We start from the raw sequence: 23034 nt of genomic DNA, 5'->3' as shown, positions 1-23034 counted from the left end.
CCCGCACGGGGGTGTCGGTCTCCAGGATACGGCGAGTGGCGCCCGGCGACTACCCGATCCTCGATCACGGAACGACGGGTTTTCGTCACCGGTCGGTCACCGGGTGGTTCCGGTGGCCTCCGCGACGTCGTGTTCACGCTGCGTAGCCTGCCGCCGGGCCTCGGCGCCGGTCGCGATCGGGGCGGCGACCAGCGATTCCGGGATGGCGAACGCGTCGACCAGGGTGGCCGCGTGCGGGCGCAGGTGCGCGCACAGGTCGTTGACCGCCCCGGTGACCGCCTTGGCCCTGGCGGTGGTGAACCGGCCGTGGCCGAGGAACCAGTCCAGGTCGGCCTCGACGTTCGACAGGACGTGCAGGTCGCAGAGCCGGTTGAGCAGCGCGGTGGTCGCCTCGTCGGTGCAGCGGTCGATGGCGGCGACGAAGGCCTCCAGCACGATCCGGTCGACGTGCACCCTGGCCGCGCGCAGCACGTGGTCCTGGGCGTCGTTGAACACCTCGAACGGGTCGGCGTCGGCGTCCCCGGCGCGGCGCAGGCGGCGGGCCAGGGTGTCGAGGACGTGCTTCTCCCGGTCCTCGAAGACCTTGACGTGCCAGCCGCGGTCGAGCAGGTCGGTCTCCTCGTCGTTCGGGGTGACCGCGTTGACCAGGCGCTCGATCACCGAGCGGGCGGCGGTGCGCTCGATGACCGTCTCGACGAACCGGTCGGCGACGAACCGGGCCATGCCGACGCTGCCCAGCTCGCCGACGTGCTGCCGGTAGCCGGTCAGCAGGCCCTTGGCCACGAGTTGGAACAGCACCGTGTTGTCGCCCTCGAACGTGGTGAACACGTCGGTGTCGGCCTTGAGCTGCGGCAGCCGGTTCTCGGCGAGGTACCCGGCACCGCCGCAGGCCTCGCGGCAGGTCTGGATGGTGCGGGTGGCGTGCCAGGTGGTGGCCGCCTTGAGCCCGGCGGCCCGGGACTCCAGTTCGCGCTGGCGGCGGTCGTGCTCCTCGGTGCCCTGCTCGCCGTCGGTGTACTCCACCGCCGCGTGGTCCCGCTCGGACAGCTCGTGCAGGGTCGTGACCAGCTCCTCCTGCGCGAAGTGCAGGGCGTAGGTGGTGGCGAGCGCGGGCAGCAGCTTGCGCTGGTGGGCCAGGTAGTCCAGGACCACGACCTCGTCGAACCCGCTGCCCGGCCGCTCGAACTGGCGGCGGGCCAGGCCGTAGCGCACGGCGATGGTCAGCGCGCTCTTGGTGGCGCTGCCCGCCGCCCCGGCCACGCTGATCCGGCCGCGGATCAGGGTGCCGAGCATGGTGAAGAAGCGCCTGCCGTCACCCTCGACGGGGCTGCTGTAGGTGCCGTCCTCGGCGACGTCGCCGTAGCGGTTGAGCAGCGACTCGCGCGGGACCCGCAGGTGGTCGAACCAGATGCGGCCGTTGTCCACGCCGTTGAGCCCGGCCTTGCGCCCGCAGTCCTCGATCCGCACCCCGGGGACCGGGTTGCCCTCGTCGTCGCGGACGCGGACCAGCAGCGCGTGCACGCCGCGCCCCGCGCCGCCCGCGACGAGCTGGGCGAACACCACTGCCATCCGGCCGTCGCGGGCGGCGTTGCCGATGTAGTCCTTGCGGGCGGCCTCGTGCGGGGTGTGCAGGTCGAACTCCCGGGTGGCCGGGTCGTAGACGGCGGTGGTGCGCAGGTGCTGCACGTCGGAGCCGTGGCCGGTCTCGGTCATGGCGAAGCAGCCGGGCAGGTCCAGTTCCATGATGGCCCGCAGGTGCGCGTCGTGGTGGCGCTCGGTGCCCAGCGCCTCGACGGCCCCGCCGAACAGGCCCCACTGCACGCCCGCCTTGACCATCACCGACAGGTCGCCGAAGCCGAGCATCTCGAAGGAGGTCAGCGAGCCGCCGGTGTCCCCGTCCCCGCCGTACTGCTTGGGGAACCCCACCCTCGGGTAGCCCGCGTCGGCGAGCGCGCGCAGCTCGTCGAACACCAGGGCGCGGTGCTGCTCGGTGGTCAGGTCGTAGGTGGCGGGCGAGGGCAGCTCGCTCATCCGCTCCCGCGCCGCGCGCCGCACGTGCGCCCAGCGACCGTCGAGCAGCTCGGTCAGCGGTCCGGTGGGCGCGGCGGGGGTGGCGGGGATGTCCATCGTTCCTCCTCGGGGTGGTTCACCCCCGAAGTTAGTGGCGCGCGGCGGCGCGCGCCCGGCGTGCGCAGCGCGGCGGGGTGCGGTTTCCTGGCGCCATGGACCCCGTTGCGGCGTTGAAGCAGATCGCGCTGTTCCTGGAGCGGGCGGGCGAGCACACGCAGAAGGTGCGCGCGTTCCGCCGGGCGGCGGCGACCGTGGCCGCCCTGCCGGGAGGCGAGCTGGACCTGCGGATAGACACCGGGACGCTGCGGAACCTGCCCGGCATCGGCGACACCACCGCCACGGTCATCACCGAGGCGGCGGCGGGCGGCGAGCCCGCCTACCTGACCCGGCTGGTGGAGGCCGCGGGCAAACCGGTGGCGGGCGGCGCCGACCTGCGCGCCGCCCTGCGTGGCGACTGCCACACCCACTCCGACTGGTCCGACGGCGGCAGCCCGATCCGCGAGATGGCCGAGGCGGCGGCGGCGTTGGGCCACGAGTGGATCGCCCTCACCGACCACTCCCCCCGGCTGCGCATCGCCAACGGCCTCTCCGCCGACCGCCTGGAGCGGCAACTGGAGGAGGTCGCGGAGCTGAACGTGGAGCTGGCGCCCTTCCTGGTCCTCACCGGCATCGAGGTCGACATCCTGCTCGACGGCGCCCTGGACCAGACCGACGACCTGCTGTCCCGGCTGGACGTGGTGGTGGCCAGCGTGCACTCCAAGCTGCGGATGCCCGAACCGGAGATGACCGAGCGCCTCCTCACCGCCGTGGCCAACCCCCACGTGGACGTCCTGGGCCACTGCACCGGCAGGCTGGTGACCAAGAAGCCACGCCCGGAATCGGAGTTCGACGCCCACGCGGTCTTCTCCGCCTGCGCCGAGCACGGGGTCGCGGTGGAGATCAACGCCCGCCCGGAACGCCTCGACCCACCCCGCAGACTCCTCACCCTGGCCCGCGACCTCGGCTGCACCTTCGCCATCGACAGCGACGCCCACGCCCCCGGCCAACTCGACTGGCAGCCCTACGGCTGCGAGCGCGCAGAGGAGTGCGGCATCGGCCCGGACCAGGTCATCAACACCCGCACCGCCGACGCCCTCCTCGCAGGCATAGCCGCCCGGACCTGAACGCACCCGCCACCCCGAACCCCATCGGCGCAGCGACAACCGGTGACCCCCGCAACCGCCAGCCCGGCCACCAGTCACCCCGAACCTCACCGGCGCAGCGACAACCGGCCACCCAAGCAACCGCCAGCCCGGCGAGCCAACTGCCCGGGTGGGTGGATGTGTTTGGCCGGGGGTGGCGATCATGTGACAGCCTGCCTGGGCGGTGGGGCATCTTTTCAGCCCCACCTGACGCACTGGAGCACATGATCGCCATAGGGGCCCCGGCCAAACACATCCACCCAGCCGGGCACACCCACCGAAAACCCGGGCTCTAAAACCAGAGCACATCCACCCAGCCGGGCACCACCCACCAAACGACCGGGCTCGAAACCAGAGCACATCCACCCAGCCGGGCACCAACCACAAAAAGAACGGGGCTTGAAAGCTCAGGCGGTGTCCTCGTGCAACGCCACCTGCTCAGCAGCGATGCTGAACTCGTGCAGACCACGCAGCAGCGCGGCCCGTCCCTGCGGGCTCATCCGCTCCAGCACCTCGGCGAGCCCGGCCCGCCGAGCCGCCCGCAACCGCTCCAGCAACCGCACCCCGTCACCGGTCAGCACCAGCTCCACCTCACGGCGGTCGGTCGTGGCGGAGCGCCGGTCCAGCAGACCAGCGGCCTGCAACCGGTCGCACAGCCTGCTGGCCGAGGACGCGATGGTGCCCAGTTCCTCGGTGAGCCGGGTCAGGTTGATCGGTTCGTGGTCGCCGATGAACTGCAACGCGCGCAGTTGCACCGCGGGCACCTTGGGGTACACCCCGGCGGTGGCCTTGGCCAGCACCAGCCCGAGGGCGGCGGCGGCGGCCTCGGCCTCGTCCGCCGCGCCCGCACCCGGCGGCTGGGAACCCGACGACGCAGCCATACTGCAACTCTCGCACACCGGCGGCCCTGTCGGCCCCACGCCCACCGGAGGACCCCGTGACGACCGCTGCCGAGAGCCTGCGCGTGTTCGAGACCACGCTGAGATCGCTGCCCCTGCACTCGTTCGCCGAGCGGCTGCCGGAGCTGCTGACCGAGCACGCCGCCCTGCTCGGCGCCACGGTCCGGCTGGTCGACTACCCGGCGGCGAACCTGGTGCCGCTGGTGGGTGCCGCCGAGGCGGTCCCGATCACCGGCACGCTGCCCGGTGCGGCGTTCCGCGAGCAGCAGGCCGTGGTGCAGAACGACTGGACGGTGCACCTGCCGCTGCTGTGCCGGGGCAACTGCCACGGCGTGCTCAGCGGCACCGTGCTGTCCGAGCCGGACGACGCGCGGCTGGTGGAGCTGCGCGAGGTGGCCGACGCCCTGGCGGACGCGTTGCAGGTGGCCGACCTGGGCACCGACCAGCTCGCCAGGGTGCGCCGCGACCGGCGGATGACGGTGGCCGCGGAGATGCAGTGGGAGCTGCTGCCCGGCCGCGGCCTGGCCTGCCCGGAGTTCACCCTGGCGGGCCAGTTGGAGCCCGCCTACGGGGTGCGCGGCGACAACTTCGACTGGAGCGTGGACCCCGGGAAGCTCACGCTCACCCTCACCAATGGGATGGGCGAGGGCCTGGACGCGGCGCTGCTGACCACCATCGCCATCACCGCCATGCGCAACGCCCGCCGCTCCGGCCACGGCATCGCCGAGGCGGCCGCCCTGGCCGACCAGGCGGTGTGGGGCCAGTACGCGGGCACCCACTTCGTCGCGGCGCTGCTGCTGTCCCTGGACCTGGAGACCGGTGCGCTGGGCATCGTCGACTGCGGCTCCCCCCAGGTCTGGCGCGTCCGCGACGACGAGTGCACCCGCATCCTCCTGGAGACCCAGGTCCCCCTCGGCTCCCTGGAGGAAACCCACTACCGGGTGCAGAACGAAACCCTCCGCCCCGGCGACCGCCTCCTCGTGGTCAGCGACGGGGTCTTCGACTCCCAGAGCGGCGACCGCCGCTACGCCGACGTGGCGCTCCCCAGGACGGTGCGCACCACCCGGGCCCTGCCGCCCGGCCAAGCCGTCCGGGCAGTCCTCTCCGACCTGGCGGTCTTCCGCGACCAAGAGGACCTGGACGACGACGCCGTGGTGGTCTGCCTCGACTGGCACGGCCCCGCCACCCGGACCTGAGTTCCCGCGCTCGCCGTCGCACCGGCGGGCCCGGGCGCGCAACCCCGGCTAGCTGTTCGCCTGGGCCCCCGCGATCGGCAGCACGGCCGCCAACCCGGTCACGGCGAGGATTCGGTTCAGGAACGGCGGAACCCTGGCCAGCAGCAGACTCGCCCGCTCGTGGTTCAACGTCGACTTGTGCACCGCGATGAACGCGCTCAACCCGCTGGAGTCGACGAACGTCAGCCCGGACAGGTCCACCAGCAGGTCGGTGTCGTCAGCCACCAGGTCCATCAGGACCTGCTTGAACTCGACCGACGTGTGCATGTCGAGTTCGCCCTCGACGGTGACCACGACCCGCCCGGGGTCGGTGCTGACGGTGTGGTTGAAGTCGTTCATGTCGGCAGGTGTCCTGACGTGGTGAGGCCGCGGTCCCAGTGGCGCTCGACGAGGTCGAGCGCGAGCGGGAACTCGGGCAGGGCGGCGGTCAGCAGGTCACCCAGCTCGGTGACCAGGGCCGGGTCGGCACCCCGGGCGGCGAGCAGGGCCTCGGCCCAGTCCGCGGTCCACGACAGCGCCCGGGTGTCGCCGGTGAGCAGGACGGCGGAGATGGCGTGCAGTGCCTGGTCGACCACGGAACCGACCACGCCGTCGACGCCGTCGAGCGGTGGGGTGCCCACCACCCTGGCGGTGGGCGACCAGCGGACCCGCAGGTCCGCGGCGAGCCGGTCGTGGGCCAGTGCGAGGGCGGCCTGCTCGGCGGCGACCGCCTGCGGCAGCGGCGGCGCGGTCGGCACCACCGCGGGCAGTCCGGCCACGGCGGTCACGGCGGCGCGGGCGTCGGGGGCCCAGGCGGTGGCGCCGAGGGCCAGGGCGCGGACCGGGTCCGGGCCGAAGGCGGCGCCGCCGACGAGCACCGGGATGCCCGCGGCGGTGCCCGCCTCGATGAAGTGGCGGGTGGCGGGCAGCGAGCCGAGCACCGAGCAGCTCACCGCGACGGCGTCCGGGCCCAGGTCGTGCAGGTATTGGCTGAGCCGCCGGGCCGGGGTGGCGGCGCCGAGCAGGGTGGTCCGCCAGCCCGCGGTGCGCAGCGCGCAGGCGATGATCGTGGCGGGCAGGGCGTGCCACTCGCGTTCGGCGCAGGCCACCACGACCTGGCCGCGGGTGGCGGGGACCCGCTCGGCGCGCCGGGCGACCGCGCGGGTGGCGACGACCGCGACCGCGGTCGCGGCGTGCTCCTGGGCGACCGTCCACTCGGCCCGCTGCCAGCGTTCACCGATCCGGCGCAGGCCCGCGGCGATCACGTCGACCAGCACCCCCAGCGGGTCGGCGCCCGCGTCGAGGAGGCCGTCGACCACCTCGACCGCGGCGTCGGCGTCGACCCGGCCGAGGGCGTCGTCGAACCGCGCCGCCGGGTCCGGGGCGCCGGGTGTGTCGGGGAAACCGCCTGGCAAGTCCCTACCTCCCGCAGAACACCGCGAACAGGGCCATGTCGTCGTGCGGACGACCGGCGAGATACTCCACCACGTCCTGCTCGACCGCCTCGCACACGGCCTCGGGGCCCGCGCCCGCGTAGACCGGGAGCAGCCGGGTGAGCCGGTCCATGCCGTAGAACCCGCGGGCGCCGCGGGCCTCGTAGATGCCGTCGGTGAACATCAGCAGCGTGTCCCCGGTGGCCAGGGTGTCCTTGACCTCGGTGTAGGTGGCCGTGGGCCGCACGCCCGCTACGATCCCGCGCGCTGTCAGCTCCTCGACGGTGCCGTCGGCGCGCAGCACGATCGGCGGCGGGTGCCCGGCGACCGCCACGGTCACCTCCGCCCCGCCGTCGGCGCCTGGCCGCACCCTGGTGCACACCGCGGTGACGAAGCGGGCGTCGCCGTCGTCGTACAGGGCGCTGTTGAGCGCACCGAGGACGACGGCGGGTGAGCGGTCGAAGTGCACGGCGGTGCGGATGCTCTGCCGGGCGCGGCCGTTGAGCACGGCGGCCTCGACGCCCTTGCCGCAGACGTCGCCCAGGGCGAGCAGCCAGTCGTCGCCGTGGCCGTGCACGTCGTAGAAGTCGCCGCTGATGTCGCTGTGGTCGGCCGCGGCGCGGAACCCGGCGGCGATGCGCATCCCGGGGATGCGCGGCAGCGACGGCGGGCGCAGCCCGGCTTGGAGCACCGAGGCGACCCGGCTGCGGTCCTCGTAGAGGCGGGCGGAGTCCAGCGCGGTGGCGGCGCGACCCGCGATCCGCTCGGCGAGGGCGATGTCCTCGGCCGGGAAGCCGCGGTCGCCGCCGCGCAGCAGGACCAGCACGCCGATGGTGCTGCCGCGCGCGGTCAGCGGCACCCCGAGCACGTCGGCGGGTCGCAGGTCCACGGCCTGGGCGCGCAGCGCGTCGTGCGGGATGAGGCTGTCGAGGCCGTCGGTGGTGGGTGAGTCGGGGGCGACGTGCAGCAGTTCGCCCTGCCCGGAGCGCAGCACGCGGCCCACCCCGAGGTCCTCGGCGGGGTTGCGGGCGACGGAGTCGGTGAAGGTCGGGTCGGTGCCGCCGTGCAGGGAGAGCCTGCCGAGCCGGTGGTCGGCGAGGACGACCAGGACCCAGTCGGCGAAGCGCGGGCGGAGCAGGTCCACCAGCCGCAGCACCGTGCGGCGCAGGTTCAGCGATCCGGCGAGGGCGGTGGTCACCTCGTCGGCCAACTCGGCGTGCTGCCCGGACCGGCCGGGGCCGTGGTCACCGCCCCGGGTCCGCGCGCCGGGCCCGTCGAGCGGTGGGGCCGGGATGCCCGCCGCCGGACCAGTGGTCCCGGGGATCATCGCGCCACGCTTCCCTCTCCGAAGCCAGGAGATGGGGACCAGCCTACTGGTTGTCGAGCGGCACGGGGGTCGCCGACCGCCGGTCGGCGGCGACGGTGGCCACTTCGACGAGCGGGGCGGTCACGGCGAAGTCGGCCCACACCCACTTGCCCGCGTCCGTGCCCACGGCCCCGGCGATCCCCTCGTAACCCCACGCGGTGCTGAGCGCCTCGACGATCACCAGGCCCCGGCTGCGCTCGGAGAGCAGGGTGGGTGCCTGGCGCACCGGCAGCCCGGCGGAGTGGTCGCCCACCCGCAGCCGGACCACGGCCGCGGCGAGGACGACCTCGACGTCGACCTCGCCGCAGCCGTGCTCGATGGCGTTGGTCACCAGTTCGGACGCGGCGAGGACGAGGTCGCCCGCTTCACCGCGCGGCACGGCCCACGAGCCCAGCGCCGCGGACACGAAGTCGCGGGACTCGCCGACCGAGGACTCGACCGCCGGGAGGCGGGTGACCAGTCGCCGCACCCTCCCGCTGTCGGGTGCCATCCCGTTCACCGCACCTGCCACCGCCCTCCGTCCGTCGAACGCGGGAACCCGCCACCGCAGGCCCACACCGGACGGGGTGGTGTGACCGCGGGCGGCCCCCCGCTTGTGCACCACCGGCACGCGCCGCACTGCCTGCTCGCTCACGACCGGGGGTGTACCCCGTTCACGGCCCGGTGAACCACCGGGCCGGACCGGCTGGTCGGGGGCGGGTCAGGCGGTGCCCGCGAGGCCGAAGACCTCGGAGAGCCCGGTGATCTCGATGATGCGGCGGACCCGGTCGTGCGGGGCGGACAGCGTCAGCGTCCGCCCGCCCTCCTCGGCGGTGCGCAGCGCAGCGACCAGCACCCGCAGGCCCGCCGAGTCCATGAACTCCACGCCCGCCAGGTCCACCTGCACGCCGGTGGCGCCGGGGGTGGCGAGCGCGTCGGACAGCTCGGCCTCCAGCTGCGGTGCGGTCGCCAGGTCGACCTCGCCGGTCACCGACACGACGACCGGGTCGGTGCCCTCGCTCTTGATGTCCACGTTGTTCCTTCCCTCGGCGGGTGGGGACACGCCCACACCCGGGTGACAGTAGTGCCGCACCCCGGCGCGCACCGGGCGCGGGCGGGCGGATCTTGCCCCAGGAGGAACCGTTTCGCCCGGCGAACTCCTGGGTAAGTCGTGGTCGCACCCCCGCGGCGCGGAGCGGGACCTTGAGGAGGGAACCACCATGGCCGAGATCACCCGACTGCCCAAGCCGGTCTCCGACGAGTGGGCCTGGCAGCTCGCAGGCTCCTGCCGGGGCACCGACAGCATGGTGTTCTTCCACCCGGACGCCGAGCGCGGACCGGCCAGGCACGCCCGCGAGGAGCGCGCCAAGGAGATCTGCCGGGCCTGCCCCGTGCTGGCGCAGTGCCGCGAGCACGCGCTGGCCGTGCAGGAGCCGTACGGCATCTGGGGTGCGATGGGCGAGGGCGAGCGGCGCACGCTGATCGCCCAGCGCAGGCGCGAGGTCCGCGTCTCGTAGCCGGGTGGCCGGGGGGCCGCGGCCCCCTCCCGTCCGTTTCTGGGCATGGGAGCGTCAGCCTGCCAGGGTGTCCTCGCCGAGGGCGGCGCGCAGCCGCTCCAGCGTCTTGGCCAGCAGCCGGGACACCTGCATCTGCGACACACCCACCCGGCGGGCGATGTCGGCCTGGCTCAGCCCGCGGAAGAAGCGCAGCACGATGATGCGCTGCTCCCGCTCGGGCAGCTCGGCCAGCAGCGGCCCGAGGGCACGGCGGTTGTCCACCTCCGCCAGCCGCTCGTCCTCGTAGCCGAACCGGTCGCCGCTGGGTTCCGACAGCCGCGCGTCCAACGAGGTCCCCTGCTTGCCCGCGCTCGCCACGAGGGCCTCGTAGACCTGCTCCTTGGTGAGGCCGAGGTGTTCGGCCAGCTCGCTGGGCTTCGGTGCGCGCCCGAGCCGCTGGCTCAACTCGTTGCGCCCGGCCGCGACGGTGACGTGCAACTCCTTGAGCTGGCGCGGGACCCGCACCGCCCAGCCGGTGTCGCGGAAGTGCCTGCGCAGCTCACCCATGATCGTGGGGATGGCGAAGGCGTAGAAGTTGCCCCGTTCCGCCTCGAACCGGTCGACCGCCTTGATCAGGCCGATGGTGGCCACCTGCACGAGGTCTTCGAGCTGGTCACCGCGCCGGTCGAACTTGCGGGCGAGGTTGCGGGCCAGGTCGACGTGGTCGGCGACCAGTTCACCGCGCAGCGCGGCGCGGGCCGGGTCGGCCGGGTCCAGTTCGGCCAGTCTGCGGAACCGCGCGATGTCGGCGGCGTCGCGCGCCTCCTTGTCGCGCGCGGCGTCCTCGCGGGTGCTCACGGCGAATCGATTCCGGCGGGCCCCGACGTCAGCTCGATCGTGACGCGGTGGCCGCCGCCCGCGGGCTCGACCCGTTCGGTCACCCCCTGGGCCAGGGTCGTCAGGATCTGCCAACCCATCGCGTCGGCCGACGGCGGGGTCGGCCCCGTGGCGTCGACGCCGACGCGGACGGTGATCACCTGCTCCCCCGGCTCGAACCCGCACGCCAACGCCGAACCGGGCACCGCCGCGCGCACCAGCAGCGAGCAGGCTTCGTCCACGGCCATCCGCAGGTCCTCGATGGCGTCGAGGTCGAAGTCCAACCGCATGGCGATGTCGGCGGCGAAGGACCGCAGCAGCGGCACCTGTTCGGCGTCGGCGAAGACCTTCACCTCGACGGCCCGCACCCCGTGGGCGCGGACGACCGGGCTGGTTCCGACCTCAGACACACGTACCTCCTGCCGTCCCAAGCTGTCCCGGGACCGTACCCCCTGCGCGACCTCCGCAGAACGGTGGTGGAGCGGGGTGGGATTCGCGCCGTCACCGGCGCCATCACCACCCCGCCCCACGGCAACGGGCTCACGGGGGCAGGACCCGTGAGCTGGTACCCCGACTTGATCAGAGTTAAACCGGTCTAGCGGAAAGAATTTCGCGAGTAGGTCCGGGAGAAGTCCCCGAGGCCGCCGAAGTAGGTCCCGACCAGCAGCGCGGGGTCGGTGGCGACGGAACCCCGGGGCACCGACCCGTCGTTGCCGTCGTCCCAGCCCCACGAGGTGTTCGCGGCGTTGTCCTTGCCGTTGTCACCCCGGAACGTGCCCGGGGCCGCGTAGGTCTCGGTGTTCGCGCGCCGCGCCCAGAGCCCACCGGCGTCCAGCATGTTCACCAACTGGTAACCCACCGAACTGTCGGTGCCCGACGACGGGACCTCGGCGGTGCCGCTCGGGTAGTAGACGACGCCGTCGCCGTCGGGGGCGTGCTGGGCGTTCTTGGCGTAGAGCCCGTGCCCCTTGGCCTCCTGGAAGGTCGTGGGGTGCGCCACACCGTTGTAGGTCTGCATGACGACCTGCCCGTCGACGCTCTCCCCACCACTGGTGAAGGGACTGCCCGCGGGCGTGTAGGAGTAGAAGTCGCTGTGCGCGACGGTGACCATGCCTTCGAAGGCGCCGTAGGTCGACCCGTCCTTGCGCACGGTCAGCAGCAGCCCCTCCATGTCGTTCTCGTGCGTGAACTGCTCGAACGGGTCGGGGAAGTCCTCCCAGTCGCGCGGGTGGTAGAGCGCGTAGGTCAGGAACCAGTGCGTCCCCGTCTCGACGACGCTGTAGTAGACGGCGCCCTTGAGCCGGTTGACGTCGGCGGACTGGTTCTCCCAGTTGTTGACCGCGTTCCAGTCCCCGTCGTAGTCCACGCGGGAGAGGTAGTCGGCGTCGTAGTCGCTGGAATCGGTGTCCTGGTAGTGGATCGGCGCCCACCGGGTCGCCAGCGCGAGGTCGGACGGCGCGGCGGCGGCGGGGGTGGGGAGCAGGGTGACACTCGCCGCGGCCAAGGCGCAGGCGAGCACGGTCAGGCGGGACATGCGGCAGGGACCTCCCGTGTGTGGGGTGTGATCATGTGACTACCGCACGTGTGTGAAGCGGGGGTGGCCCGCACGCCAAATCGTGATCGTCGGCCGGGGAAGCCTCGGCCACCGGGCCGCGCCGGTTCCACCGGTCGGGTCAGCGGTCCGGGCCGGGTTTCGTGGTGCCCGCCCGGTCCGGCCCCTTGCCCAGCAGCGCCGCCGGGCGGATGGCGAGGTCGCCGAACTTGGATCGGGCCTTGTCCGCGGCCTGGTCGGCCTCGCGCCAGCCCTGTTCCGGTGCGTCGAGCGCCAGTTGCTCCGACTCCCCCGCCCCCAGTTGCTCCACGCGGACACCGATCAGCCGCACCGCGCCGGGCGGGGTCTGCTCGTCGAGGAGTTGGGCCGCCGTGCGGTAGATCTCCTGGGTGACGTCGGTGGCGACCGGGAGGGTGCGGGAGCGGGAGATGGTGGTGAAGTCGGCGTAGCGGACCTTGATCGCCACCGTGCGCCCGCGCAGGCCCCGGGAGCGCAGGGTGGTGGCCGTGCGCTCGGCGAGGCGCAGCAGTTCGCGGCGGAGCAGGGCGCGGTCGTGGTGGTCGGTGTCGAAGGTCTCCTCGGCGCCCACCGACTTCTCCGCGCTGCGCGGGACCACCGGGCGGTCGTCGTGGCCCTGGGCCAGGGCGTGCAGGTGTTCGGCCATGGCGACCCCGATCATCCGCCGCAGCCGGGGCAGGGGGGCCGCGGCGACGTCGGCGACCGTTTCCAGGCCGACGTCGAACAGGCGCTCCGCGGTCTTCTTGCCCACGCCCCACAGCGCGGAGACGGGGAGGGGGTGCAGGAAGGCGGTGACCTCGGTCTTCGGGACGACCAGCATGCCGTCCGGCTTGGCCAGGCCGGAGGCGAGCTTGGCGACGAACTTGGTGGGCCCGACACCGACCGAGCAGACGATGCCGTGCTCGGCGTGGACCCGGCGGCGGATCTCGGCGCCGACGCCCGCCGGGGTGGTGCGCAGCCTGCGCAGGGAACCCGACACGTCCAGGAAGGCCTCGTCCAGGCTCAGCGGCTCGACCAGGGGGGTGATCTCGCGGAAGATGGCGAGGACGCCCGCGGAGACCTGCTGGTACAGGGCGAACGTGGGGGGCAGGAACACCGCCCTGGGGCACAGCCTGCGGGCCTGCACCGTGGGCATGGCCGAGCGGACGCCGTGTCGGCGGGCGATGTAGTTGGCCGAGGACACCACCCCGCGCACCCCGACGCCGCCGACGACCACCGGGCGGTCGCGCAGTTCCGGGCGCTCGCGGATCTCGACCGAGGCGTAGAAGGCGTCCATGTCGACGTGCAGCATCGGGCAGCCGGTGTCCTCCGGCCACCCGCCCGGTCCGGCCCGGTACCTCTCGACCAGCCCCCTGGGCAGGTCAGCGCTGCGCCCCACGCCCCTGAGCAAACCACAGGGGTCCGACGATCAGCGGCGGGCCAGGGCGTGCAGCCGGGTGGCGATGTCGCGCAGCGGGGGGACGCGGGCGGCGGCGGCCTCCAGTTCGGCCAGGGCGTCCGGGTTGGCCTCCAGCACCGACCCGCCGACCAGGTCCGACACCACGCCCTGGCCCTGCAGCACCTCGACCACCAGGTCCGCGTCGGTGAGCAGGGCGGTGAGGCCGTCGGTGTCGAAGCGGCGCAGCAGGGTTTCCCCCGGCGCGCGCAGGGTGCCCGCGGGGTCGTCGAGCAGCCTGCGGGCGTCGACGAGCCTGCCCGCGACCGCGCGGTGCAGGACGGCGGCGAACCGGTTGGCCACCACGACCGACAGGGCACCGCCGGGGGCGACCGCGCCCGCGAGGGCGGCGAGGGTCGTCCCGGGGTCGTCGACGACCTCCAGCAGGCCGTGCGCGAGGACCAGGTCGACGCCGCCGGGGGTGGCGACGTCGGCGAGGGCGTCGCTGTCGGACTGCACGGCGGTGATCCGGTCGGCCACGCCCGCCTCGACGGCGCGGCGGTGCAGGGTGGCCAGCGCGTTCGGGCTGGGTTCCACCACGGTCACCGCGCACCCGTCGGCGGCGAGGGACACCGCCAGGACCCCGCTGCCCGCGCCCACGTCGAGCACGTGCGGTGCCGCCCCCCGGCGGTCGCGGGCGGCGGTCAGCTCGGCGTCGAGCACTCGGCGAACAGCATCCGGTCGCATGGACAGGGACTCTAGAGACTCTAAGGTCTAGGACGTGCAAACGGTCGCAGTGCTCAGCCTCAAGGGTGGCGTCGGGAAGACCACGGTGGTGCTCGGCCTGGCCTCGGCCGCGCTGCGCCGGGGCGCCCGCACGCTGGTCGTCGACCTGGACCCGCAGTGCAACGCGACCGCCACCCTGGACCCGGCGGACACCGAGGCCACCCTGGCCGACGTGCTGGAGACCCCCCGCCCCTCGGTGCTGCGCGCCGCGATCGCCCCGAGCGGGTGGAGCGACGAGGTCGACGTGATGGTCGGCTCCGAGGAGCTGGAATCGCTCAACGACCCGGACCCGGGGCAGCGCAGGCTGGAGAAGCTGGGCCGGGCGCTGGCCGAACTGGGCTCGCTGCTGGCCGAGGACGAGCTGCCGTACCAGATGGTGCTGATGGACTGCCCGCCGTCGCTGGGCCGGTTGACCCGGTCGGCGCTGGTGGCCGCGCAGGGCGCGCTGCTGGTGACCGAGCCCACGCTGTACGCGGTGTCCGGGGCGCAGCGGGCGTTCGAGGCGGTCGAGCACACCCGGCGCGAGCAGAACCCGAACCTGGTGCCGCTGGGCGTGGTGGTCAACAAGGTGCGCACGCACTCCTACGAGCACCAGTTCCGCATCGCCGAGCTGCGGGAGAGCTTCGGCTCGCTGGTCATGCCGGTGGCGCTGCCCGACCGGCTGGCGGTGCAGCAGGCGCAGGGCGCGTGCATGCCGATCCACCAGTGGCACACCCCCGGGGCGCGGGAGGTGTCGCTGGCGTTCAACCTGCTGCTGGCCCGGGTCCTGCGGACCGGTGGCCGCGGCCGCCACCAGGCCATCGCCTGGCCGGACGACGACGACACCGACTCCACCGACCCCGCGCAGCGGGCGGCCGACTGAGCGCGGTGGCACCCTGGGGGGATGCCCGAGGGAGACACGGTCTACCGCACCGCCGCGCGCCTGCGCACCGCCCTGCTCGACCGGGTCCTGACCAAGGGCGAGCTGCGCCACCCCCGCCTGTCCACGGTGGACCTGGCGGGCCGGGTCGTGGTGGGCACGCGCACGGTCGGCAAGCACCTGTTCCTCCGGTTCGACCGGGACCTGAGCCTGCGCAGCCACCTGGGCATGGACGGCGCCTGGGACGTCTACGCGCCGCGGGGGCGCTGGCGCAGGCCCGCCCACCAGGTCCGCGCCCACCTGGTCAACGCCGAGCACCAGGTCGTCGGGTTCAACCTGCACGAGATGGCACTGGTGCCCACGGCGGAGGAGGACCGGCTCGTCGCGCACCTCGGGCCGGACCTGCTCGACCCGGCGTGGGGTCCCGAACTGGCCGCCGAGGCGCAGTCGCGGCTGACCGCGGACCCGGCTCGGGAACTGGGGTTGGCGCTGCTGGACCAGCGGGTGATGGCCGGGGTCGGGAACGTGTACAAGGCGGAGATCTGCCACATCCTGCGGGTCTCGCCGTGGTCGCCGGTGTCTGCGGTGTCGGCCGAGGAGACGGTGGAGCTGGCCCGGGACCTGCTGGAGCGCAACAAGATGCGGGTCGACCGGTGCACCACGGGGGACACGCGGCGGGGGCGGGAGCTGTGGGTCTACGGGAGGCGGCGGACGCCGTGCCTGCGCTGCGGTGGGGCGGTGGTGGCCGGGGTGCAGGGGGCTGACGTGCGGGAACGGGTGGCCTACTTCTGCCCGGTGTGCCAGCCGGGGCCTCGTGGAGCTGCTGCTCCGGGCACTCGGGCGCGTGCCGCGGTCAGGTACCTCTGAGGGTGTGTTTCGGGGTTCCGTTGTGCGGCTTGGGGTTTGGTGAGGATGCACGGGTGGGTGGATGTGCTCGGCCGTGCCTGTGTCCTGCAAAGCGCCGGGGTTTTGGTGGGTGTGCCCGGCTGGGTGGATGTGCTCGGCCGTGCCTGTGTCCTGCAAAGCGCCGGGGTTTTGGTGGGTGTGCCCGGCTGGGTGGATGTGTTTGGCCGGGGCCCCTATGGCGATCATGTGCTCCAGTGCGTCAGGTGGGGCTGAAAAGATGCCCCACCGCCCAGGCAGGCTGTCACATGATCGCCACCCCCGGCCAAACACATCCACCCACCCGGGCAGTTGCTTGGTCGGACCGGCGGTTCTCGGGGTGGCTGGCTGGGCCGCTGCGCCGGTGGGGTTCGCGGTGGCTGGTGGCTGGACCGGCGGTTGCGGGGGTGGTCGGCTGGGCAAGCGCATCCACCCAGCCGGGCATTGTCGTAGCCGGGCCAGCGGTTTGTGGGGTGGTCGGCCTGCGTTCGGGACATCCACCCACCCGGATGTTCGCTCGCCGGGCTGGCGGGTTTCGGGGTGGCTGGCTGGTTCTGGGAGCGATCTTCCCGGCCGCTGCTGTCCGGGTTCAGCCGGTGGTCAGCACCAGAGCAGGCCGCAGGGCTTGTTCGTCGTCGTGGTGATCGGCGGCGGGGGTGGTGGGGGCGGGGGTGGGGGCTTGAACGTGGTGGTGGTCGCCGGGGGCGGTGGTGGGGTGGTGGTGGCCACCTTGGTGGTGGTCGTTGTCACCGGGGGTGGTGGCGGGGCCTGGATGGCCGAAGACGACGACGTCGTGGTGGTGGCGGCGTTGGGCGTGGTCGTTGTTGTCGGGCCGGGGGCGGCTGGGGTGATGACCACCGACACCGAGGTGACGACCTGGATCGTGGGTCCGCCGGTGGGGTTCGCCGGGATCGGCTCCGGGGCGACCTCGGCGGCGGGGCGGGACGCGGGCAGGTCGGCCTGGGCGGGTTCGGCGGCGATGCCCTCATAGAGCACGGCCGCCGCCGCCGCTCCGACCACCGCTCCGAGGGCCACCCGACCCGACCTGCTCAGCGCAGCGCGCACCCTCGTCCCCCTCGACCACCGCAGTGTCGGCCATCAGCTCAGTGAGTGATATTCACACACGCTCTGTATATGGTCGATCACCCTAGCATCCCCCGAACGGGTGAGTGGAAAAAACGTTGTCGCCGGCGGCGCGGAGACGTAGATTTGAGTTACACGAGAGAGGAGGTGGTCCACCGGTGTATTCCAGTAGGACGCGTGAGGTGGCTGTCCGCTAAGGACCACCCATCAACGATGGTTGCCGGCTCCGCCCACGGCAGACACCGGGTCCTCCCGGTGCCGTAGGCGCGGCGCGTGGTCGGCGAATACCAGGCAGTCACCCAGCCCTCGGGCCCCCGGGGTAGTCCGTCCCGGGCCCTCCTCCGCGCTTCGGCGTGGGAGAGGGAGCAGGCCCGGGGGCTGTGCCCTGTCCTGGGCACTTCTGCTTCGAGGCGGCTTCCGCGCCATCCGGCCGCCGGATTCTCCGACCCGCAGCCCCGGGCCTTCCCGGTGCGGCACGGGTCGGGTCTTCCGCAAGGCGATCAGTCTTCGGTGGCGTCGGTGCCCTCGACCTGGCGGAGGCGGCGCCAGGCCTGGCCCGCGGCCCGTTCGGCGGCCTTGGCCTCGCGGCGGGCGACCTGGAGGGCGCGGCGGGCGGCGAGTTCGGCGTGTTCGGCCGCGTCGAGTTCGGCGTTCAGCTCGCGGACGCGGTCCTCGGCCGCGGTGATGGCCTGCTCGGCCTCGGTTGCCGCGCGGTCGGCGTCGGCGCGGGTGGACTCGGCTTCCTTGACCGCGGCGCGGGCCGCCTTGAGGGCTGCCTTGTCGGTGGGCGTCGGTGCGGCCTTGGCTGGTGCGGAGCGGCCCTTCCCGGGTGGTGGGGCGATCGACAGGCCGGGCCAGACCTCGGTGACGGCGAAGTCCTTGGCACTGGTCACCCGGCCCTCGGCCAGTCGGGCCGCCGCGGCCTCGTCGGTGAGAGCGGCGGTGAACATGTCCTCCAGCTCGCGGGTGACCGGCTCGCTGGGCGACGCGCCGTCGGCGGCCGTGCGCACCAGGTCGGCCAGGAGTTCGGTGCGGCGCCTGGTCAGCGCGCGCAGTTGCGCGCCGGAGCCGCCCGCGTGCGCCGCGCGCAGGTCGGCGCCCAGGTCGAGCAGGTCGGTGACCGAGTCCGGGTGGTCGCGGACGAGGCGGTTGACCAGCCAGGCCGCCGTGGTGGGCTTGGCCAGGCGCTCGATCTCGGCCGCGCGGGCGGGGTCGCCCTCGGCCTTCGCCGCGCGGGCCAGGGCGCGGCGGGCGGCGACGAACTCCTCCCGGGGGAGCGCGTAGAGGTCGTCGGCGTCGGTCACGGGGACCATCATCCACCGTGACACGATGACCGCGTGGTCTACCGGCAGCTCGCGCGCACCGTCCTGTTCCGCCTCGGCGGGGGCGACCCCGAAACCGCCCACGAACGGGTGCTCAACGGCCTGGGCAGGCTCGGCGCGGTTCCCCCGGCCGTGGACGCGCTGGCGAAGGTGTTCGGCCCCCGGCGCGAGCGCACCGTCTTCGGCGTGCGGTTCCCCGGCGCGGTGGGGTTGGGCGCGGGGATGGACAAGCGCGGGGTGGCGCTGCGGGCGTGGCGCGGGATGGGGTTCGGGTTCGTCGAGGTGGGCACGGTCACCCGGCACCCGCAGCCGGGCAACCCGAAGCCGCGGCTGCGCAGGCTGGTCGCCAGCGAGGCGATCATCAACCGGATGGGGTTCAACAACCACGGCGCCGACGCGCTCGCCGCGACGCTGCGCGAGCTCGGCCCGCCGGGCATCCCCCTGGGCATCAGCATCGGCAAGTCGAAGGTCACCCCCGTGGCCGAGGCCGTCGAGGACTACCGGTACTCGCTGCGCGCCCTGCACGGGTTCGCCGACTACTTCGCCGTCAACGTCAGCTCCCCCAACACCCCGGGCCTGCGCGGGCTCCAGGACCGGGCGCAGCTCGACGAGCTGGTGGGCGAGCTGCGCCGGGAGACGCTGGCGCTGGCCGACGCGCTGCCGCCGACCCCGCTGCTGGTGAAGATCGCGCCGGACCTCACCGACCACGCGGTCGCGGAGGTGCTCCAGGTCTGCGCCGACCACGGGGTCGCCGGGCTGATCGCCACCAACACCACGCTCGGGCGCGGCGGGCTGGACCCCGCCGACGTGCGGGCGGGCGAGGACGAGGCGGGCGGGCTGAGCGGTCGGCCGCTGACCGAGCGGGCGCGGGAGGTCGTGTCGTTCGTCACCGCGGAGACCGGTGGGGCGCTGCCGGTGATCGGCGTCGGCGGGATCATGCGGACCGACGACGCGCTGCGGATGTTCGACGCGGGCGCCAGCCTGGTGCAGCTCTACAGCGGGTTCGTCTACTCCGGTCCGCCGCTGGTGCGGGCGGTCAACCGCGCGGTCGACGGGCGCTGAGGTCGCTGCCGCCGCCGCGACCGCGGCGGCGCAGCCAGCGCAGCAGCGGGTGCGCGGCGACCACCGCGATCGAACCCCAGCCGATGCCGTCGACGGTCATCCCGCCGAGGGTGACGGTCAGGTTGCCGACGCCCGCGGCCACCGCGACGGCCACCACGGCCAGGTTGACCGGCTCGGCGAAGTCGACCCGGTTCTCCTGCCAGATCCGCACGCCGACCAGGGCGATCATCCCGTAGAGCAGCACCGACGCCCCGCCGAGCACGCCCGCGGGCACGGTGTCGATCAGCGCGCCGAACTTCGGGCTCAGCGACAGCAGCACCGACGCCGCGGCCGCCACCACGTAGGTGGCGGTGGAGTACACCCTGGTGGCGGCCATGACGCCGATGTTCTCGGCGTAGGTGGTGGTGCCGGAGCCGCCGCCCGCGCCCGCCAGCGCGGTGGCCAGGCCGTTGGCGATGAGCGCGTCGCCCACGCTGCCGTCGAGGTTGCGGCCGGTGACGGCGGCGACCGCCTTGACGTGCCCGACGTTCTCCGCGACCAGCACCAGCACGACCGGGATGACGACCAGGATCACCGTCGGCCGGAACTGCGGGCTCTGCAGCTCGGGGAGCCCCAGCCAGGCCGAGGCGCCCAGCCGCTCGGCCTTGTCCGGGTCGATGCCGCCCGCGACGGCCGCGGTGATCCAGCCCGCGAGCACGCCGGCGAGGATCGACACCCGCGACAGCAGGCCGCGCGCGACGACCGTGCAGCCGGTGATGACCGCCACGGTGACCAGGGCGATCAGCGGCTGCTCGCCGAAGTTGTCGGTGGCGTTGGGGACCAGGCTCAAACCGATGATCACGACCACCGCGCCGGTGACGACCGGCGGCATGACCGACTCCAGCAGCCGCACCCCGAGCGCCTTGACCGCGATGCCGACGCCGATCAGCAGCAGCCCGGCGACCAGCACCCCGCCCAGCTTGGCCGCCGGGCTCTCGTTGACGGCGGCGACCAGCGGGGCGACGAAGGCGAAGGACGACCCCAGGTAGCTGGGGATGCGGTTGCGGGTGATCACCACGAACAGCAGGGTGCCCAGGCCGGAGAACAGCAGCGTGGTGGTGGCCGGGAAGCCGGTGAGGGCGGGCACCAGCACCGTCGCGCTGAACATCGCGGCGACGTGCTGCACGCCGAGGCCGATGGTGAGCGGCCAGCTCAGCCGCTCGTCGGGCGCGACGACCTCGCCGTCACGGAGGCGACGACCGTCCCCGTGCACGGACCACACCGTCAACTCGCCCCTCCACCCCCCGGTGCCCCCGACCGGATGCCGTGCATGGTGCCACAGCACGTAGTCGATCAGTCGATACGACACCGTGATGTTCACACCGATGGCCGCAGCGCCGGGTCTCCGGGCCGCAGACGCCGCCGGGGTGCGCTACGGCTCGTCACCGCGGGCTGGGGCGGGGGGACAGCGCTGCGCCGGGCGGGTGCGGACACCGCTCGGGCGCGCTGATCAGCCCGCGAGGTCGCGCAGGGCCAGGGCCAGGGCGGAGAGCCGGTCGGAGGCGTCGGTCAACCCCTCGCGGGGGGCGGAGGTGCTGGTGGCGGCGAGCGCGCGGCCCGCGGCGGAGACCAGGCCGCGGTAGCCCTCCACGCCGTCGTCGAGCTGGCGGCGCAGCGCCCGGACGCCCTCGGAGAGGTGGGCCCGGTCGGCGGCCGGGGCGTGGTCGCGGGCCCGCTCGACCGCTTGGAGCTGGGCGGAGACGCCGTGCAGGGCGGCGGCGGCCTCGGCACCGGACTGCCGGGCGTGCTCGACGGAGTCCGGCGGCACCAGGGCGGCGCGGCTGAGCTGGGTGAGCAGTTCGGCGAGGGCGTCCTGGGCTTCGCCCAGCGCGCGCATGGGTTCGCGGGCGGCCGACGAGCGGCCGGGCAGCGCCACCGGGACGGGCGCGGGCTCGGGCAGCGGCGCGCGGTGCAGCCGCCAGGACTTCACCCCGGAGAAGGCGGTGGCGATGCCGGAGACGACCGCGCCGCCGATCAGCAGCGGCAGGCTGGCCCCCGGGGCGGCGACAGCCACCTCGACCACGGCGGCACCGACCCCGGTGGCCGCGGTCGTGCCCGCCCAGCCCTTGGCGACCACGGCGGCCCGCTTGCGCTCGCGCAGTGCCTTCGCCCTGGGGTCGCGCCGGTTGGACAGCGCGCCGCGGATCTGCTCGCCCACGTGCTCGCGGAGGGCGCTGCTGATCTCGCGGCCGAGGCCGCGGGTGATCTCCTTGCCGATCCCCCCGCTGCCGATCCCCCTGCCGCCGATCCCCCTGACCCCCTCCTCGCCGGTCCCCGGAGCCGGTGGGTGGCGGAGGTCACGGAGGTGGCGGTCGACGAACTCGCCGCCGAGCTTGCGCAGCTCGTCCCTCCGTGACCCCATCGTCCACCTCATCGACTCGTCAGCGGGTCAGGACCCGGCCTGCGGGTTCGCCCGCTGCTCCTGCGCGACGCGCTGGGCGATCTCGTTCTGGATGTTGGCCGTCGGCGCGGACGCCGCCTGCCCACCGGTGACCTGGCCCGCGACGGCGCCGCCGGACATCGAGGCGCGGATCTGCTCGAGCCGCGACTGGCCCGCCATCTCGGTGGTGGAGGCCTGGACCTCCATCATCCGGCCCTGCACCGAGTTCTGCGCCAGCTCCGCGGAACCGAGGGCGGTGGTGTACCGCTTCTCGATCTTGTCGCGGACCTCCTCCAGGGAGGGGGTGTTGCCCGGCGCGGCCAGCTCGCTCATCTGGTTGAGCGACCTGGAGACCTGCTCCTGCATCTTGGCCTGCTCGAGCTGGCTGAGCAGCTTGGTGCGCTCGGCCAGCTTGTTCTGCAGCACCATGGCGTTGCGCTCGACGGCCTGCTTGGCCTGCGCGGCGGCCTGCAGGGCCTGGTCGTGCAGGGTCTTGAGGTCCTCGATGCCCTGCTCGGCGGTCACGAGCTGGGTGGCGAACGAGGTCGCCGCGTTCTCGAACTGGGTCGCCTTCTGCTCGTCGCCCTTGCTCCGCGCCTCGTCGGCGAGCACCAGGGCCTGCCGGGCCGAGGACTGGAGCTTCTCCACCTCGCCGAGCTGGCGGTTGAGCTTCATCTCCAGTTGGCGCTGGTTGCCGATCACGGAGGCGGCCTGCTGCGAGAGGGCCTGGTGCTGGCGCTGGGCCTCCTCGATGGCCTGCTGGATCTGCACCTTCGGGTCGGCGTGCTCGTCGATCTTCGACGAGAACGACGCCATCAGGTACTTCCAGAACTTCACGAACGGGTTGGCCATCTCCTCCGCCTGCCTTCTTCGTACTGCCGGTCCACTGGTTCAGCGCTGCCACGCTCTGCGCACCTGTCGTCCGCGAAACGGCAACGTCCCGGCGTCGTCATGGGTTCCACCGTGGCTGTGCGTTCCATCGTGTCAGGTGCGCCGGGACCGTTCCACCGGACCCGGCGTAATTCAGGGATCACCCTGAGAACACGGGCCCACCTCGGGGTCGCCCCGGTCCTGGCACGCCGACGATTGTCCCCGATGATCGGCGCGCGGCCGGGTCGAACGCGGGAATCCACGCCGAACCGAGACGTGGCGGGTGCGGCGC

General features: G+C 73.6%; 23 protein-coding genes. 6 read left to right on the top strand and 17 right to left on the bottom strand.

What is annotated here, in order from left to right; all coding sequences use genetic code 11:
• Positions 1-96 precede the first annotated feature (96 nt).
• Entirely contained in the window at positions 97-2127 is a 2031-nt protein-coding gene (locus tag DFQ13_RS15965) for an acyl-CoA dehydrogenase family protein (protein ID WP_110080359.1), read from the bottom strand.
• A 95-nt stretch (positions 2128-2222) separates the two neighbouring features.
• Here DFQ13_RS15965 and DFQ13_RS15960 point away from each other — a divergent pair, with 95 nt between their 5' ends.
• Positions 2223-3233: a PHP domain-containing protein gene (locus DFQ13_RS15960; protein WP_035286873.1), complete on the top strand. Its 1011-nt coding sequence runs from the start codon at positions 2223-2225 to the stop codon at positions 3231-3233.
• A gap of 425 nt (positions 3234-3658) precedes the next feature.
• Here DFQ13_RS15960 and DFQ13_RS15955 read toward each other — a convergent pair whose 3' ends face one another.
• On the bottom strand, positions 3659-4132 hold the full coding sequence (locus tag DFQ13_RS15955) for a MarR family winged helix-turn-helix transcriptional regulator (RefSeq protein ID WP_035284090.1): 474 nt from the start codon (positions 4130-4132) through the stop codon (positions 3659-3661).
• 56 nt (positions 4133-4188) lie between these two features.
• On the opposite strand from DFQ13_RS15955, the gene DFQ13_RS15950 reads away from it, so the two are divergent.
• On the top strand, positions 4189-5346 hold the full coding sequence (locus DFQ13_RS15950; protein ID WP_110080358.1) for a PP2C family protein-serine/threonine phosphatase: 1158 nt from the start codon (positions 4189-4191) through the stop codon (positions 5344-5346).
• Between the two features lie 48 nt (positions 5347-5394).
• Here DFQ13_RS15950 and DFQ13_RS15945 read toward each other — a convergent pair whose 3' ends face one another.
• From DFQ13_RS15945 to DFQ13_RS34430, 5 genes are all read right to left on the bottom strand, one after another.
• On the bottom strand, positions 5395-5724 hold the full coding sequence (locus DFQ13_RS15945) for an STAS domain-containing protein (protein WP_035284088.1): 330 nt from the start codon (positions 5722-5724) through the stop codon (positions 5395-5397).
• On the bottom strand, positions 5721-6779 hold the full coding sequence (locus DFQ13_RS15940) for a cobalamin B12-binding domain-containing protein (protein ID WP_035284086.1): 1059 nt from the start codon (positions 6777-6779) through the stop codon (positions 5721-5723). The genes DFQ13_RS15945 and DFQ13_RS15940 overlap by 4 nt, the downstream gene beginning before the upstream one ends.
• A gap of 4 nt (positions 6780-6783) precedes the next feature.
• On the bottom strand, positions 6784-8124 hold the full coding sequence (locus DFQ13_RS15935) for a PP2C family protein-serine/threonine phosphatase (RefSeq protein ID WP_110080357.1): 1341 nt from the start codon (positions 8122-8124) through the stop codon (positions 6784-6786).
• A 43-nt stretch (positions 8125-8167) separates the two neighbouring features.
• Complete coding sequence (locus DFQ13_RS15930; RefSeq protein WP_233438433.1) at positions 8168-8797, bottom strand: ATP-binding protein; 630 nt, start codon at positions 8795-8797, stop codon at positions 8168-8170.
• A 66-nt stretch (positions 8798-8863) separates the two neighbouring features.
• Positions 8864-9175 (bottom strand): STAS domain-containing protein, encoded by a 312-nt coding sequence (locus DFQ13_RS34430; protein ID WP_035284084.1) that lies wholly within the window; start codon positions 9173-9175, stop codon positions 8864-8866.
• A gap of 187 nt (positions 9176-9362) precedes the next feature.
• On the opposite strand from DFQ13_RS34430, the gene DFQ13_RS15920 reads away from it, so the two are divergent.
• Complete coding sequence (locus DFQ13_RS15920) at positions 9363-9659, top strand: WhiB family transcriptional regulator (RefSeq protein WP_035284082.1); 297 nt, start codon at positions 9363-9365, stop codon at positions 9657-9659.
• Between the two features lie 54 nt (positions 9660-9713).
• Here DFQ13_RS15920 and DFQ13_RS15915 read toward each other — a convergent pair whose 3' ends face one another.
• The 5 genes from DFQ13_RS15915 to DFQ13_RS15895 all read right to left on the bottom strand — a co-directional run bounded on the left by DFQ13_RS15915 (position 9714) and on the right by DFQ13_RS15895 (position 14206).
• Positions 9714-10496, bottom strand: a complete 783-nt coding sequence (locus DFQ13_RS15915; protein WP_052021313.1) for a SigB/SigF/SigG family RNA polymerase sigma factor — start codon at positions 10494-10496, stop codon at positions 9714-9716.
• Positions 10493-10924 (bottom strand): ATP-binding protein, encoded by a 432-nt coding sequence (locus tag DFQ13_RS15910; protein ID WP_052021312.1) that lies wholly within the window; start codon positions 10922-10924, stop codon positions 10493-10495. Before DFQ13_RS15910 ends, DFQ13_RS15915 begins: the two co-directional genes overlap by 4 nt.
• Positions 10925-11109: 185 nt before the next feature.
• Positions 11110-12048 carry a hypothetical protein gene (locus tag DFQ13_RS15905; RefSeq protein ID WP_110080356.1) on the bottom strand — a complete coding sequence of 313 codons (939 nt, stop codon included), beginning with the start codon at positions 12046-12048 and terminating at the stop codon, positions 11110-11112.
• A 139-nt stretch (positions 12049-12187) separates the two neighbouring features.
• Entirely contained in the window at positions 12188-13462 is a 1275-nt protein-coding gene (locus tag DFQ13_RS15900) for a DNA polymerase IV (RefSeq protein ID WP_035284078.1), read from the bottom strand.
• A 30-nt stretch (positions 13463-13492) separates the two neighbouring features.
• Positions 13493-14206, bottom strand: coding sequence for a class I SAM-dependent methyltransferase (locus DFQ13_RS15895; RefSeq protein WP_035284075.1), 714 nt, complete (start codon positions 14204-14206; stop codon positions 13493-13495).
• A gap of 34 nt (positions 14207-14240) precedes the next feature.
• Here DFQ13_RS15895 and DFQ13_RS15890 point away from each other — a divergent pair, with 34 nt between their 5' ends.
• Entirely contained in the window at positions 14241-15107 is an 867-nt protein-coding gene (locus DFQ13_RS15890) for a ParA family protein (protein ID WP_110080355.1), read from the top strand.
• Between the two features lie 21 nt (positions 15108-15128).
• The gene (locus DFQ13_RS15885; RefSeq protein ID WP_052021310.1) at positions 15129-15971 is read left to right on the top strand and encodes a DNA-formamidopyrimidine glycosylase family protein; all 843 of its coding nucleotides are present in this window, start codon (positions 15129-15131) and stop codon (positions 15969-15971) included.
• 615 nt (positions 15972-16586) lie between these two features.
• Here the strand turns inward: DFQ13_RS15885 and DFQ13_RS33130 are convergent.
• Positions 16587-17051: a hypothetical protein gene (locus DFQ13_RS33130; RefSeq protein WP_146241246.1), complete on the bottom strand. Its 465-nt coding sequence runs from the start codon at positions 17049-17051 to the stop codon at positions 16587-16589.
• Positions 17052-17569: 518 nt separating this feature from the next.
• Positions 17570-18373: a hypothetical protein gene (locus tag DFQ13_RS33125; RefSeq protein WP_052021929.1), complete on the bottom strand. Its 804-nt coding sequence runs from the start codon at positions 18371-18373 to the stop codon at positions 17570-17572.
• Positions 18374-18406: 33 nt separating this feature from the next.
• Between DFQ13_RS33125 and DFQ13_RS15870 the strand changes: the two genes are divergently transcribed.
• Positions 18407-19453 (top strand): quinone-dependent dihydroorotate dehydrogenase, encoded by a 1047-nt coding sequence (locus tag DFQ13_RS15870; protein ID WP_110080353.1) that lies wholly within the window; start codon positions 18407-18409, stop codon positions 19451-19453.
• On the opposite strand, the gene DFQ13_RS15865 is transcribed toward DFQ13_RS15870, so the two are convergent.
• The 3 genes from DFQ13_RS15865 to DFQ13_RS15855 all read right to left on the bottom strand — a co-directional run bounded on the left by DFQ13_RS15865 (position 19428) and on the right by DFQ13_RS15855 (position 22724).
• Positions 19428-20714 (bottom strand): uracil-xanthine permease family protein, encoded by a 1287-nt coding sequence (locus tag DFQ13_RS15865; protein WP_324608988.1) that lies wholly within the window; start codon positions 20712-20714, stop codon positions 19428-19430. The genes DFQ13_RS15870 and DFQ13_RS15865 overlap by 26 nt on opposite strands.
• A gap of 228 nt (positions 20715-20942) precedes the next feature.
• Complete coding sequence (gene pspM, locus DFQ13_RS15860; RefSeq protein WP_110080352.1) at positions 20943-21854, bottom strand: phage shock envelope stress response protein PspM; 912 nt, start codon at positions 21852-21854, stop codon at positions 20943-20945.
• Positions 21855-21881: 27 nt separating this feature from the next.
• Positions 21882-22724 carry a PspA/IM30 family protein gene (locus DFQ13_RS15855; protein WP_035288917.1) on the bottom strand — a complete coding sequence of 281 codons (843 nt, stop codon included), beginning with the start codon at positions 22722-22724 and terminating at the stop codon, positions 21882-21884.
• Positions 22725-23034: the final 310 nt, after the last annotated feature.

The organism is Actinokineospora spheciospongiae (assembly GCF_003182415.1).
Taxonomy (GTDB): Bacteria; Actinomycetota; Actinomycetes; order Mycobacteriales; family Pseudonocardiaceae; genus Actinokineospora; species Actinokineospora spheciospongiae.
This window is presented reverse-complemented; position numbering and strand designations above follow the sequence as displayed.

Bases quoted from the DNA above. Each gene is read 5' to 3' on its own strand.
- DFQ13_RS15965 (WP_110080359.1), bottom strand. From the start codon at position 2,127: ATGGACATCCCCGCCACCCCCGCCGCGCCCACCGGACCGCTGACCGAG.
- DFQ13_RS15960 (WP_035286873.1), top strand. From the start codon at position 2,223: ATGGACCCCGTTGCGGCGTTGAAGCAGATCGCGCTGTTCCTGGAGCGG.
- DFQ13_RS15955 (WP_035284090.1), bottom strand. From the start codon at position 4,132: ATGGCTGCGTCGTCGGGTTCCCAGCCGCCGGGTGCGGGCGCGGCGGAC.
- DFQ13_RS15945 (WP_035284088.1), bottom strand. From the start codon at position 5,724: ATGAACGACTTCAACCACACCGTCAGCACCGACCCCGGGCGGGTCGTG.
- DFQ13_RS15935 (WP_110080357.1), bottom strand. From the start codon at position 8,124: ATGATCCCCGGGACCACTGGTCCGGCGGCGGGCATCCCGGCCCCACCG.
- DFQ13_RS15920 (WP_035284082.1), top strand. From the start codon at position 9,363: ATGGCCGAGATCACCCGACTGCCCAAGCCGGTCTCCGACGAGTGGGCC.
- DFQ13_RS15905 (WP_110080356.1), bottom strand. From the start codon at position 12,048: ATGTCCCGCCTGACCGTGCTCGCCTGCGCCTTGGCCGCGGCGAGTGTC.
- DFQ13_RS15895 (WP_035284075.1), bottom strand. From the start codon at position 14,206: ATGCGACCGGATGCTGTTCGCCGAGTGCTCGACGCCGAGCTGACCGCC.
- DFQ13_RS15885 (WP_052021310.1), top strand. From the start codon at position 15,129: ATGCCCGAGGGAGACACGGTCTACCGCACCGCCGCGCGCCTGCGCACC.
- pspM (WP_110080352.1), bottom strand. From the start codon at position 21,854: ATGGGGTCACGGAGGGACGAGCTGCGCAAGCTCGGCGGCGAGTTCGTC.
- DFQ13_RS15855 (WP_035288917.1), bottom strand. From the start codon at position 22,724: ATGGCCAACCCGTTCGTGAAGTTCTGGAAGTACCTGATGGCGTCGTTC.